Genomic DNA, 12,755 nt, shown 5'->3' on the forward strand with positions numbered 1-12,755 from the left:
TAACAACGTCACATTGCACTATTTGCAAGATAAAAAACGGGGCCTGCATCGCATGGATTTACGTGATCTCAAATTATTCCTGCACCTCGCAGAAAGCCGGCACTTTGGCCGTACCGCCAAGGCGATGCACATCAGCCCGTCCACGCTGTCGCGGCAAATTCAGCGGCTGGAAGAGGATTTAGGGCAGACGCTGTTTCTGCGTGATAACCGAACCGTACAGCTCACCGATGCCGGAGAGCATCTGAAGCTGTTCGCCCAGCAAACGCTGCTGCAATACCAGCAGCTACGCCACACGATAGACCAGCACGGGCCGTCATTAAGCGGCGAGCTGCGGATCTTCTGTTCCGTCACCGCCGCCTACAGCCACCTGCCGCCGATTCTGGATCGCTTTCGGGCGCTGCACCCGCTGGTAGAAATTAAGCTGACAACCGGCGATGCCGCCGATGCCGTGGAGAAAATCCAGTCGAATGATGGAGACTTGGGGATTGCAGGACGCCCGGAAGCGTTGCCTGCGAGCGTTGATTTCATGCCGCTCGATAAGCTGCCTCTGGCGTTGATTATCCCAGCCCTTCCCTGCCCTGTGCAGTCGCTGGTGCGGCAAGCAGACCCAGACTGGTCGCAGATTCCGTTCATCCTGCCGGAACACGGCCCAGTACGTAAGCGCATCGATCTGTGGTTCCGACGCAACCACATTACCAATCCGCAAATTTACGCCACCATCTCAGGGCATGAAGCGATGGTATCGATGGTCGCGCTGGGCTGCGGCATCGCGCTGATTCCCAACGTCGTGCTGGAGAACAGCCCGGAACCGGTACGCAACCGCGTTTCTGTCTTTGTCGAACAGGTGATGGAGCCGCTAGAACTCGGCGTGTGCGTACAGAAAAAACGGCTTAGCGAGCCGCTGATTGCCGCCTTTTGGGACATATTACAGGACACGCCATGAAGATAGCCTTTACTGCCATCATCGCCGCTGGGGTGACGTTGGCCGCCCTCAGCCACACTGCGCAAGCCGCCAGTTTCTCCTGCGAAAAAGCCGCCTCAGCGCAGGAGACGCTGATTTGCGCCAGCCCGCTGCTCGGACAGTTGGATGAAGAACTGGCACAGACATGGAAGACCTCCCGCGCGTCCCTGACGGCGTACGACAACAGCGCACCGTGGGAAAAAACGCTCAACCAGTTTCAGCGTAGCTGGCTGACCACCCGCGATCAATGCAAAGACGAAGACTGTCTGCGCCAGCGCTATCAGCAGCAGTTAAATCGGCTGCGCTATCTGAATGACATCGCGCAGCACGCACTCCCCTCGCCGATTACGCCGGTGAAAAATACGTCCTGCTTCCACGGTTCATTCAGCTATGAGTATGTGATGTCAGGGCTTTCTGCCGAAGAGTACCGCGAGTTGGGTGATTATTTTCGGGAGATGTATGACCAGAAAGCGCCCTACCACGCCGTCAGCCTGACGATGACCAACCAGCGCGGCAAGATTGAGGGCGGCGCATCCATTGCATTCCGCTACGGTAACAAGCTGGATGATTCTGCCTTCACGGCCCGTCAGATGAGCGATGTACAAGCGATTGGCAAAGGCGAAAGCAGCTTCGGCCAGCAGGTGAAAATACTGCTCACCTGCATTGACGATGATCATCTGCAAATCGCCACCTTCGGCAGCAATCGGGAAGAAGGTTACCTATTTAACACTTTGCTGGAGCGCGATAAAACCCCACAGGATCAGCAGAAAACGCCGTAGCGTTGACTCACTCTGATTCTAGCGTTCAAACCACTTATCCGCCGAAAATGCCCGCGTATCGGACTCCGTTTCCTGCGCGGCTTTCTTCATGGTTTCGACGTTCATCAGGTAATGATAGAGCGGTTCAAGCTGGGTAAAACCTTGTGACAGAACCGTCACCAGATCACCGGAAAACAGCGCATCCATATCCTGCCGGGTACCTATCGCGGCAAACGACTTACGGTTATACCAGTCAGCCAGTTCCGGCTCCTGGCCTTTAATCAACGGGCGTTTGTAGCTTTCGCCTTCCAGCGTGAAGGTATTGCCCAAACAGCTCGCCACTTCAAGAAACTGTGACGGATTCCCGCGCAGCGTATGACGGAACAGGTCCATCGTATTACGTGTCGCGCTGTAATAGCCCAGCCCATAACGCCAGGTATCCGGTGTGATTTCAAAGAAATACACTGGCGCGTCCGTCCAGTCCTTACGTGTCCGTTTGAAAGTGAGCCACATATGGCTGCGATAACGTGATTTATCGTGAGAAAAGCGCGTGTCGCGGTGAATACGGGAGAGCGTTTTGCCGATAGCAGGACGCGTTTCAAAATGGTCGTCAATCTGCAACATGGTCAGACTGAGTTCATCCACCAGCGTGCGGAACGGCGCAACCAGTTGCTCATCGTAAACCGCACGATGCTCGTCAAACCACGCTTTATCGTTGTACTGACGTACCTGCTGAAGAAACGTTAAACCCGCTTGAGAAAAACCTGTGAACTGCGTTGCCATAAAGAGATGCCATCCCTGTTGCTGTCAGATGACATAAAGATAACGCCGCTGACGCTGAAACACCATCGGCGGTGGAAAGGCCATATTCTACCGTGACAACAAGGCAATCAACCTAGTCTTATTAACGTTAGTCACGCATGACGGAACTTCCCCCCCAAACAAACATATTTTTTATTTTCCCAAAGGAGGAATAAGGGCTCCCTACTTACCTTCTACAAACGTTAACCATTTTATAGTTACCGTTTTTCTTCGCGCCCCCCCAGAATACATCCATGTGATTTATTTCTGAGGCGTTATAGGCAAATAGTCGTAGGATTTGACTTAATTTAGAACATACCACTGCAACCAATATGTTAACATTAGTATAATTTAATCTCGATAATTATTAACAACAAAATATTTGTAACAAGGCAATCATATAATGAAGACAGCATTAAAAGTTGGGTTAATCGGTATTGTCGTCCTTTCTGTTTCTGCTTGTGATAGTTTAGATCCAACCAGTCAAAAAGGCGTATTTTATTACAGCAACCCCACTGCCAGTAACCTTACATTTAAGGTTGATGGAAAAAATTATGATGTTTTACCGAATCATCGCGACACGATAAAACTTTCACCAGGCAAACATATATTAGAAAATAGCAAAGGTGAGAGTTTTTCATTCATGGTTTTTGATAATAACAACGGTGGAATTATCAACCCCAATAATTATATTTATTATACGTTATCAGAAGCTTATGCTGTCGAAGGCAAGGAAAAAAGATTTAACCCCATGACCTATGAGGTAATGATTAATGGTCACCAATTAGAGATGGCTGTCAGAAGCGCCAATGCTTCTGTAATTGATGCAAACATGTTCAAATGTACCTATCAATTAGGCGAAGTATTTCCTGAATCAATCACCGTCCATGATAGAACATCGAGTGGTAACATCCAATCTAAATGCTTTGATAAACCAGAGTTAGTCGAATACATTGCAGAGGTATATGGTGAGAACCTTGCGACTAATTCTATCGAAGAAAAAAATAAAGACTCCATCAATATGGTATTTAGTTATGATGTTCCTGCCACGAATGGGCTTAACCCTAGCATTCAGGCACCAGCAGAAAAATTAGTAGAGCTATTAAAAAATTTGAAAGAAACTGATGACACCGCTATTCATGAAAAATTAAGAAAACAATTCACTCAACTGAACATTGATCTAGTAAAAGCCTCTAGCAGCACCAGAAAAACATCCTCCCACTCCGTTGAGCAAAATGAAAAATATAACGACTTCATTCATCAAACAGGATATCTATTCAGCTATGGAATTTTGGCTAAATAATTAAATTTTATTTTTACACAAAGGCCATAATGAAATGGCCTTTGTGATAATAACATCGAAATAAGTATATACTCCGCCCCCCTCATCCTTAAATAATCCGTATGAGAAACACCATCGGCGGCGTGACACACTTATCTAAAGGATGAGTATTAAGGGATATTGAGTTCACCGTCTAGCGACTCGATCCGTCTGTAGTTTTCGACCGCCTCGCAAAGGCTTTTATCTGAGAAATAAATAGGGCTATCTTTAATATACGGATGTACTTTATACGCACAACGATGGACAACATAATTTTTCCACGCGGCTTGATCTGCTTTGAAGAGCTTAACTGCACTTTCCTCATCTTCCATAGTTATAAGTTTGGAAAGAAAGCTTATTGCTTCTTTATTTTTTTGTTCTAATTTTTCTGTCGAATCAGCAAGCATCCGATCAATACAAATATCCACTTCATGATAACTCTCTCCTTTCATTAGGTCTTTACATAACGTTTTTTTCATCAAATTCAATTGGTTCAGGTAAATTTCACCAAATGCAGGAGATATACCGTTCACTACAAATAACATCAATATACAAAAATATATAGGTTTCATTTTTTCATCCTTAGATAACCCGCTCGATTTCTTCCGGCCTCATACTCTAGCAACTTCGGTGTATTTTCTATTTTATTTATTAACAGTTCGATATCATTCTTTGCTGCGACAGGGATAGTCGTCTCCCCAGCGATCCCTTGATAGGCCAGATCCACCAAAATATCTCGAATAGCAGGGTGAAGTTCAGCCCAACCGACCCTATTGGGTACATCTTTGGAAAAACGAGCGTATCGCTTTTTAGCTATTTCTATATACCCAACATAAATCATATTAAACAATTCCACCTGCTGTTGGTGTGTAATCACGCCAATTTTTTCTTTATACTGTTTCACGAAAGTGGCAGCAGCACCGTTCTTCAAGCCGGCCCCCTTCGCTATCAAATTCGCTTTTTCACTACCAATACCAATTCTGAGCATATCCGAATAGATTTCACCCTTGGTTCTCTCCCCCATATCATAGCCTCGCCCCAGCGTCACACCAGACTTAGCCTTTCTTGGCCAGTGAATGACTCGGCTAAAAAAAGGGCTATTGGGAATATCATCCCCTTCTCCATCGAAAGTTATTTGTCCTTGAGGTACTCTTAGCATTGAGTAAATTCCTTTTTATTAATACGCGGCCCCAATGTACAAAATTATTTAGCATCTCTTTGGGTTAGTGATTAATTAGTTAATAAAAACAGCCATAGACAAAATAATTATCAATGACTGCATATTTTATTACTAAATAAAACTAAATACCACTATCATTCCAGATACTATAACCCGATGTTCCCGCAACTTTGTGCTCCCATGATATGGAATTATATTTTAATAAAACCTTCTCATATGGCATTACGTCATTGTCATTAATCGAATGTGGATAGTGACAAGAAATATCAACAATGCGGGCATCTGTTAATTTAATGACATAAAAAAGTTCTAGCTGCCCAGCAGAATTTATTCTATACAAAAAGAAATTTGCAGTTAGCTTTTCATTGGAAGAAGTAGAAACACCAAGCAACGGTGACGACTTATCGATAAGTTTAATTATTTCAACAGGATGACAAGATAGATTATCAGCATGACTCATTGAGTGATTTAAACTTAACACTTGAATTTGATCTTCATGACCAATTTGGCTTCTATTACCAATTGACTGTAATGTTGAACAACCAGAAGAAATTAACCCCTGTTTATCGCCCGTTAATTCCAAATAAATAACACTCGACATCTTATTAACTCCTAAGAATAAATATTATTAATGAACTGACGGAGTATCAATCCTGAGTGAAAGTTTTCGTCCATCTGACGTTTTCATTTCCACAAGGTTGCTTTGGGTCACTTGCATCAGAGAAAGGCATAGCCTCATCATCAACGCTAATATCTCTTCAGGAGGTAATGAACTATTAAGGACACTCTCTTTTAATTGGTCATTTAACTGAGAAACCAGTTTTTCTTTATTTTTCATACGCGGGCTCCATGTGTGATCTTCACTGCGGCACAAGATAACCCAAAGAATAATAATTAGCAATATTCACAACAATACGAAAAACCATCCAAATAAAAAATTAAATAATTCACCAGGATATATTAAGCAACCTATATTAATGGTTACATTAATGAGTTAGATATTCACCTAACAAGAAAAAAAAGAACATTCCATCGATTAGTAATAACCAACAGAACTGTGCTCTTAATAAAAACACGGCGAATATTCCGCCGTGTTTTTTCTTTTCCTCAGCAATTAACCCGCTAAAAAGAAACGGAACGCTGGGTTATTGGTTTCGTCGTGACATTCATAACGCAGCGCCTGTAGGTGCTGCTCGAATTCCCGATCGCCCGCATCCAGTTCAAACGCGGCCAGCACGCGGCCAAAATCCGTGCCGTGGCTGCGGTAATGGAACAGCGAAATATTCCAGTGCGTCCCCAGCGTATGCAGGAATTTCAGTAACGCGCCCGGCGACTCTGGGAACTCAAAGCTATACAGCCGTTCCTGGAGCGGTTTGGAAGGGCGTCCGCCGACCATATAGCGAACGTGCAGCTTCGCCATTTCATCATCGGATAAATCCACCACTTCATAACCGTCTGCGGACAGCTCGGCGATAATCTCCTGCCGTTCCGCATAGCCGCGCGTCAAACGCACACCGACAAAAATGCAGGCGTCTTTGGCATCCGCGTAGCGATAGTTGAACTCGGTAACAGAACGGCCGCCCAACAGTTGGCAAAATTTCAGGAAGCTTCCCTGTTTCTCGGGGATCGTCACGGCCAGCAAGGCTTCACGCTGTTCACCTAGCTCGCAACGCTCGGAAACGTAACGTAACCCGTGGAAGTTGACGTTTGCACCGGACAAAATATGTGCCAGACGCTCGCCCTTAATCTGATGCTGTTGGATGTATTTTTTCATCCCCGCCAAGGCTAACGCCCCAGAGGGTTCAGCAATCGCACGGACATCTTCGAACAGATCTTTCACTGCCGCACAGATGGCATCGCTGTCGACGGTAATCACGTCATCCAGATATTCCCGACACAGGCGGAAAGTCTCATCGCCGATACGTTTCACCGCCACGCCTTCGGCAAACAGCCCGACACGTGCCAGATCGACCGGTTGACCCGCATCCAGCGCCGCACGCAGACAGGCGGAATCTTCCGCTTCTACGCCGATCACCTGAATCTGCGGCATCAGCTGTTTGATCAGCACGGCAACACCTGCCGCCAGACCACCACCACCAACCGGCACAAACACGCGGTCCAGATGCGCATCCTGCTGTAGTAGTTCCATCGCCAGCGTGCCCTGCCCAGCAATCACCGCAGGATGATCGAACGGCGGCAGAAAGGTCATATGCTCCAGCTCTGACAGCTCAATAGCCTTGGCCTTGGCCTCATCAAAGTTGGCACCGTGTAGCAGCACTTCGCCGCCAAAACCCCGCACCGCATCCACCTTGATATCAGCTGTCGCTACCGGCATCACAATCAGCGATTTAATCCCCAGCTTGCTGGAAGAGAGCGCAACACCCTGCGCATGGTTACCGGCTGATGCCGTTACCACACCGTGAGATTTTTGCTCATCGCTCAGACCTGCCATCATCGCATACGCACCACGCAGCTTGAAGCTGTGCACCGCGTGCCTGTCTTCACGTTTTACCAGAATGACATTACCCAGCCGCGAAGAGATCTTATCCATCTTCTCCAGCGGTGTGACCTGCGTGATTTCATACACTGGCGACCGCAAGATCGCCCGCAGGTATTCCGCGCCCCCCGGCGCGGCAGGAAGAGGTTGTGACACAGCCATCAGCATTAGCCTCCCAGCTTGCTTTTATCCCGCACAGCGCCTTTATCTGCGCTAGTTGCCAGGCTAGCGTACGCACGCAGCGCAAAAGACACCTGACGTTCACGATTATGTGGCGTCCAGGCTTGCTCGCCTCTCGCCTCTTCCGCTTCGCGGCGGCTCGCTAACTCTGCATCATCTAGAACCAGCGCAATGCTGCGGTTCGGAATATCAATCGCGATGGTGTCACCGTCCTGTACCAGAGCAATGGTGCCGCCGCTGGCCGCTTCAGGAGACGCATGGCCGATAGACAGACCCGAGGTACCGCCGGAGAAGCGTCCGTCGGTGATCAACGCACAGCTTTTACCCAATCCCATCGATTTCAGGTAGGTGGTCGGATACAGCATTTCCTGCATGCCCGGCCCGCCTTTTGGCCCTTCGTAGCGAATCACAACCACATCGCCCGCCACAACTTTACCGCCCAGAATAGCGTCTACCGCATCATCCTGACTTTCATAAACTTTTGCCGGACCGCGGAATACCAAACTACCTTCATCCACACCTGCAGTTTTCACAATACAGCCATTTTCTGCCAGATTGCCGTACAGCACGGCCAACCCGCCATCCTGACTGTAGGCATATTCACGCGAGCGGATGCAGCCTTCCTGACGATCGGTATCCAGTGAATCCCAGCGGCAATCCTGAGAAAACGCTTTGGTCGTACGGATACCCGCAGGGCCAGCGGAATACATGCTTTTCACACTGTCATCCTGCGTCAGCATGACGTCGTAGGCTTCCAGTGTTTCCGGCAGCGTTTTGCCCAGCACGTTGTTCACTTCACGGTTCAGCAGACCCGCTCTGTCCAGTTCCCCCAGAATACCGATCACACCGCCCGCGCGGTGTACGTCTTCCATATGGTATTTCTGCGTACTCGGCGCCACCTTACACAGATGAGGAACCTGACGTGACAGTCTGTCGATGTCGGTCATGGTGAAGTCCACGTCACCTTCCTGCGCCGCGGCTAACAGATGCAGAACGGTATTGGTGGAACCGCCCATCGCAATATCCAGAACCATGGCGTTTTCAAATGCGGCTTTATTGGCGATGTTGCGCGGTAATACGCTTGCATCATCCTGCTCGTAGTAACGCTTCGCTAGACCGACAATGCGTTTGCCCGCGTTCAGGAACAGTTGCTTACGGTCAGCGTGCGTCGCCAACAGCGAACCGTTGCCCGGTTGAGATAAGCCCAGCGCTTCGGTCAGGCAGTTCATGGAGTTAGCGGTAAACATACCGGAGCAGGAGCCGCAGGTCGGACAGGCAGAACGCTCCACCTGCTCGCTCTGTTCATCAGAGACTTTCGGGTCCGCGCCCTGAATCATCGCATCCACCAGATCCAGCTTGATGATCTGATCGGATAGCTTGGTTTTCCCCGCTTCCATCGGGCCACCAGAAACAAAAATCACCGGAATATTCAGGCGCAGCGACGCCATTAACATCCCCGGGGTGATTTTGTCGCAGTTGGAAATACACACCATTGCATCCGCACAGTGGGCATTGACCATGTATTCCACGGAGTCGGCGATCAGTTCACGAGAAGGCAGGGAATAGAGCATGCCGCCGTGTCCCATCGCGATACCGTCATCAACTGCAATGGTGTTAAATTCTTTCGCGACGCCGCCGGAGGCTTCGATCTGCTCGGCAACCAGTTTCCCCAGATCGCGCAAGTGCACATGGCCCGGCACGAATTGGGTGAAGGAGTTAACCACCGCGATAATCGGTTTACCAAAATCGTCGTCGGTCATCCCGGTGGCGCGCCACAAGGCTCGGGCACCCGCCATATTACGGCCGTGTGTGGTTGTGGCTGAACGGTACTTAGGCATGCTCTTTTACTCCAAAAATTACGAATTTGGCGATGACGGAACGAGTCACCGCCTGACTGTCTGTCTCTATACCCGTCATATTTCAAGCTGCATGTGCGTTGGCATTCCTCGCTCACCTCAGTCACTTACTGATGTAAGCTCCTGAGGATTCTCTGCGTCGCCGCCTTCCTGCAACTCGAACTATTTAGGGTATATAATTTAACGATTTATCGGATCCAACCAGCCCCATTTATCTTCGGTTTCACCCGTAAAGAGGCCGAAGAACGCCTGCTGCAAGGCTTTGGTGACCGGGCCGCGTTTGCCAGCACCGACCTGAATGCCGTCGACGCTGCGCACGGGGGTAATTTCTGCCGCAGTACCGGACATGAAAACTTCATCGGCCAGATACAGTGACTCGCGGGACAGCACTTGCTCACGCACTTCATAACCTGCGTCTTTCGCCAGTTTGATGATAGCGTCACGCGTAATACCTGGCAGCGCCGAAGAGGTAAACGGCGGCGTGAAGATAATACCGTCCTTCACTTCAAACAAGTTCTCGCCCGCACCTTCGGAAACATAGCCGTGGACATCCAACGCGATCCCTTCCTGATAGCCGTGGCGACGCGCTTCGCTACCCACCAGCAGAGAGGACAGATAATTGCCACCCGCTTTTGCGGCGGTTGGAATGGTATTCGCCGCCACGCGATTCCAGGACGACACCATCGCATCGATGCCTGCTTCCAGCGCCTCTTCACCCAGATACGCGCCCCACGGGAAGGCGGCGATGATCACATCGGTTTGATAACCATCTGGCGGGTTAACACCCATACCCACATCACCAATGAACACCAGTGGACGAATATAGGCGCTGGTCAGGTTATTTTTACGCAGCGTTTCACGGCAGGCTTCCATCAGCTCATCTACGCTTTGCGCGACGGGCATACGGTAGATTTTTGCCGAATCACGCAGACGTTGCATGTGCTCACGGTGACGGAAAACCACCGGGCCCTTATGTGAATTGTAGCAACGAACGCCTTCAAAGACGGAGGTGCCATAATGCAGGGCATGCGACATGACGTGTACTTTTGCCTCAGCCCATGGAACCATCTCGCCATTGAACCAAATGTAATCCGCTTTTTTTGTCATTCTTCTTTTTCCTTACTCTTTTGCGTTAGGCGCTGATCTGCTGTGATGTCGTCATCGGTTTAATGTCAACGCAGGCAATATCCAACAGCTTGCTCAATTGCGTTGACAATAAATCTACCGAACGATGGCTGGCAACGGTCAGTTCAATATTAATGTGATCGGTATTGGTAGTTTGCACCATATTCATCGCGCAAACTTTGAAACCGCGATGGCGAGTAACACGCAATACACGCTCCAGAACCTCGGGACGAAAGCGCGCCTGAATCGAAAGTTGATGGTGTGTCATTCTGTTGTCTCCAGCACTTAATTCTGTGTAAGTCGGCCATTGTTCGGTTTTGTCGAGCTTAGTTTGGTTTTGTCGAGCCTTACTTGGTTTTATCAAGCATCGTTTCGTTGCCCGCACCCGGCGGAACCAGTGGCCAAACGTTTTCGTACTCATCAATCGATACGTGTAATAAATAGGGGCCTTCGCTGTTAAACAGGGCGTCCAACGCGACATCAATTTGATCTTTGCGGGTGATGCGCTGGCCGGGGATATCAAACGCACTTGCCAGCGTCAGGAAATCAGGGTTATCGGAGAGGTCGGTTTCACTGTAGCGTTCATCAAAGAATAACTGCTGCCACTGGCGCACCATGCCTAACCGTTGGTTATCCAGCAGCACGATCTTCAGCGGCAGCCGTTTTCGTTTGATGGTGCCCAATTCCTGAACGTTCATCATGAAAGAGCCGTCGCCGGAAATGCAGATAACCATGTCGTCCGGGCGCGCAACCTGTGCGCCTACCGCAGCGGGTACGCCGAAGCCCATCGTGCCGAGACCGCTGGAAGTGATGAAATTCTCAGGACGGCTGAACGTCATATGCTGTGCGGCCCACATCTGGTGCTGGCCCACATCGGTCGTGACCACAGTATCCGCATCCATTCGTTCGGAGATCGTTTTCAGCAGCGCAGGTGCATAAATCGCCTGACCGGGATGATCATAACGCCACGGGTATTCCGCCTTCATCATGGTCGCCTGCTGGCGCCACGCGCTGACGTTCAGCGGCTGTTGCAGCGCAGGTAATATCGCGTTCAGATCGCCTTGCAACGCGACATTAGCATGACGCAATTTGCTCAACTCTGCTGGGTCGATATCCATGTGAATCACGCTGGCATGGGGCGCGAAGGCGTTCAGTTTACCGGTCACTCGGTCATCAAAACGCGCCCCAACCGCGATTAACAAATCGCACTCCTGCACAATCAGGTTCGCCGCCTTCGTGCCGTGCATACCAATCATACCGAGGTAATAGGGATGATTGGCATCCACGGCACCCAGCCCTTTCAGCGTAGAAACGGACGGGATATCCGTTACGCTCAGGAATTCACGCAGTGCCGGAACTGCATTCGCCATGCCGACCCCACCGCCAACGTACAGCACCGGTTTTTGCGCTTTCGCCAGCAGAGCGTACGCCTGCGCAATATCTTGATCGGGGAAATCGACATCGTTAACAACAGGCGCAAAGTTTGGAGTGAAATCCCCCACTGCCAGCTGAATGTCTTTAGGAATATCGACCAAAACAGGGCCTGGACGACCGCTGTTGGCAATCGCGAACGCTTCTGCCATCACTTCCGGCAGTGATTCGAGAGACTCAACCAGAAAACTGTGTTTCGTACAGGCCAGCGACAGCCCCAGCACGTCGATCTCTTGGAAAGCATCAGTGCCAATCAGCGCCGACCCGACCTGCCCAGTGATCGCGACCACAGGGACAGAATCCAGCAGCGCATCGGCCAAACCAGTGATCAGGTTCGTTGCTCCTGGGCCAGATGTCGCAATGCAGACGCCCACGTTGCCCGTGGAGCGAGCATAGCCAATCGCCGCCATCACCGCGCCTTGCTCGTGGCGACACAGCAGGTGTTTCACGCCGCCGTCATAAAGTGCATCATAAACTGGCATTATCGCGCCCCCCGGATAACCAAAAACGGTTTCCACTCCCTGCGCTCGCAACGCTTGAACCACCCACTGTGCTCCATTCATAGTTATTTCCCCGACATCTTATGGGAATAACAGAATTTTATGCTGATGTTCATTTTCTGTTCCTTTCCGTTATAGATTACGC

The 12,755-nt window shown here is 49.7% G+C and carries 13 protein-coding genes; 3 read left to right on the forward strand and 10 right to left on the reverse strand.

The window, feature by feature from the left end; translation table 11 throughout:
• Positions 1-52 precede the first annotated feature (52 nt).
• Complete coding sequence (gene ilvY, locus EO763_RS20825) at positions 53-943, forward strand: HTH-type transcriptional activator IlvY (protein WP_039363271.1); 891 nt, start codon at positions 53-55, stop codon at positions 941-943.
• On the forward strand, positions 940-1,740 hold the full coding sequence (locus EO763_RS20830; RefSeq protein WP_161530080.1) for a lysozyme inhibitor LprI family protein: 801 nt from the start codon (positions 940-942) through the stop codon (positions 1,738-1,740). Before ilvY ends, EO763_RS20830 begins: the two co-directional genes overlap by 4 nt.
• An 18-nt stretch (positions 1,741-1,758) precedes the next feature.
• Here EO763_RS20830 and EO763_RS20835 read toward each other — a convergent pair whose 3' ends face one another.
• Complete coding sequence (locus EO763_RS20835) at positions 1,759-2,502, reverse strand: DUF2461 domain-containing protein (protein ID WP_161530081.1); 744 nt, start codon at positions 2,500-2,502, stop codon at positions 1,759-1,761.
• 421 nt (positions 2,503-2,923) lie between these two features.
• On the opposite strand from EO763_RS20835, the gene EO763_RS20840 reads away from it, so the two are divergent.
• Entirely contained in the window at positions 2,924-3,823 is a 900-nt protein-coding gene (locus tag EO763_RS20840; protein ID WP_161530082.1) for a hypothetical protein, read from the forward strand.
• 149 nt (positions 3,824-3,972) lie between these two features.
• Here the strand turns inward: EO763_RS20840 and EO763_RS20845 are convergent, their stop codons facing one another.
• From EO763_RS20845 to ilvG, 9 genes are all read right to left on the reverse strand, one after another.
• Entirely contained in the window at positions 3,973-4,413 is a 441-nt protein-coding gene (locus tag EO763_RS20845) for a lysozyme inhibitor LprI family protein (RefSeq protein ID WP_102116958.1), read from the reverse strand.
• Positions 4,410-5,000 (reverse strand): lysozyme family protein, encoded by a 591-nt coding sequence (locus tag EO763_RS20850; protein WP_102116959.1) that lies wholly within the window; start codon positions 4,998-5,000, stop codon positions 4,410-4,412. Before EO763_RS20850 ends, EO763_RS20845 begins: the two co-directional genes overlap by 4 nt.
• A 142-nt stretch (positions 5,001-5,142) precedes the next feature.
• Complete coding sequence (locus EO763_RS20855) at positions 5,143-5,622, reverse strand: Hcp family type VI secretion system effector (RefSeq protein WP_103158239.1); 480 nt, start codon at positions 5,620-5,622, stop codon at positions 5,143-5,145.
• A gap of 27 nt (positions 5,623-5,649) precedes the next feature.
• Entirely contained in the window at positions 5,650-5,859 is a 210-nt protein-coding gene (locus EO763_RS20860) for a hypothetical protein (protein ID WP_161530083.1), read from the reverse strand.
• A 276-nt stretch (positions 5,860-6,135) separates the two neighbouring features.
• Positions 6,136-7,680 carry a threonine ammonia-lyase, biosynthetic gene (gene ilvA / locus EO763_RS20865; protein ID WP_039493001.1) on the reverse strand — a complete coding sequence of 515 codons (1,545 nt, stop codon included), beginning with the start codon at positions 7,678-7,680 and terminating at the stop codon, positions 6,136-6,138.
• A gap of 5 nt (positions 7,681-7,685) precedes the next feature.
• Positions 7,686-9,536 carry a dihydroxy-acid dehydratase gene (gene ilvD, locus EO763_RS20870; RefSeq protein WP_161530084.1) on the reverse strand — a complete coding sequence of 617 codons (1,851 nt, stop codon included), beginning with the start codon at positions 9,534-9,536 and terminating at the stop codon, positions 7,686-7,688.
• Positions 9,537-9,734: 198 nt separating this feature from the next.
• The gene (locus EO763_RS20875; protein ID WP_039508688.1) at positions 9,735-10,661 is read right to left on the reverse strand and encodes a branched-chain amino acid transaminase; all 927 of its coding nucleotides are present in this window, start codon (positions 10,659-10,661) and stop codon (positions 9,735-9,737) included.
• Between the two features lie 25 nt (positions 10,662-10,686).
• Complete coding sequence (gene ilvM / locus EO763_RS20880; RefSeq protein ID WP_039492866.1) at positions 10,687-10,947, reverse strand: acetolactate synthase 2 small subunit; 261 nt, start codon at positions 10,945-10,947, stop codon at positions 10,687-10,689.
• A 79-nt stretch (positions 10,948-11,026) separates the two neighbouring features.
• The gene (gene ilvG, locus EO763_RS20885) at positions 11,027-12,673 is read right to left on the reverse strand and encodes an acetolactate synthase 2 catalytic subunit (RefSeq protein WP_161530085.1); all 1,647 of its coding nucleotides are present in this window, start codon (positions 12,671-12,673) and stop codon (positions 11,027-11,029) included.
• Positions 12,674-12,755 lie beyond the last annotated feature (82 nt).

This window comes from Pectobacterium odoriferum, assembly GCF_009931295.1.
Classification (GTDB): Bacteria; Pseudomonadota; Gammaproteobacteria; order Enterobacterales; family Enterobacteriaceae; genus Pectobacterium; species Pectobacterium odoriferum.

Excerpts from the sequence above, each read along its gene's own strand:
- ilvY (WP_039363271.1), top strand. The coding sequence starts at position 53 with ATGGATTTACGTGATCTCAAATTATTCCTGCACCTCGCAGAAAGCCGG.
- EO763_RS20830 (WP_161530080.1), top strand. The coding sequence starts at position 940 with ATGAAGATAGCCTTTACTGCCATCATCGCCGCTGGGGTGACGTTGGCC.
- EO763_RS20835 (WP_161530081.1), bottom strand. The coding sequence starts at position 2,502 with ATGGCAACGCAGTTCACAGGTTTTTCTCAAGCGGGTTTAACGTTTCTT.
- EO763_RS20840 (WP_161530082.1), top strand. The coding sequence starts at position 2,924 with ATGAAGACAGCATTAAAAGTTGGGTTAATCGGTATTGTCGTCCTTTCT.
- EO763_RS20845 (WP_102116958.1), bottom strand. The coding sequence starts at position 4,413 with ATGAAACCTATATATTTTTGTATATTGATGTTATTTGTAGTGAACGGT.
- EO763_RS20850 (WP_102116959.1), bottom strand. The coding sequence starts at position 5,000 with ATGCTAAGAGTACCTCAAGGACAAATAACTTTCGATGGAGAAGGGGAT.
- EO763_RS20855 (WP_103158239.1), bottom strand. The coding sequence starts at position 5,622 with ATGTCGAGTGTTATTTATTTGGAATTAACGGGCGATAAACAGGGGTTA.
- EO763_RS20860 (WP_161530083.1), bottom strand. The coding sequence starts at position 5,859 with ATGAAAAATAAAGAAAAACTGGTTTCTCAGTTAAATGACCAATTAAAA.
- ilvA (WP_039493001.1), bottom strand. The coding sequence starts at position 7,680 with ATGGCTGTGTCACAACCTCTTCCTGCCGCGCCGGGGGGCGCGGAATAC.
- ilvD (WP_161530084.1), bottom strand. The coding sequence starts at position 9,536 with ATGCCTAAGTACCGTTCAGCCACAACCACACACGGCCGTAATATGGCG.
- EO763_RS20875 (WP_039508688.1), bottom strand. The coding sequence starts at position 10,661 with ATGACAAAAAAAGCGGATTACATTTGGTTCAATGGCGAGATGGTTCCA.
- ilvM (WP_039492866.1), bottom strand. The coding sequence starts at position 10,947 with ATGACACACCATCAACTTTCGATTCAGGCGCGCTTTCGTCCCGAGGTT.
- ilvG (WP_161530085.1), bottom strand. The coding sequence starts at position 12,673 with ATGAATGGAGCACAGTGGGTGGTTCAAGCGTTGCGAGCGCAGGGAGTG.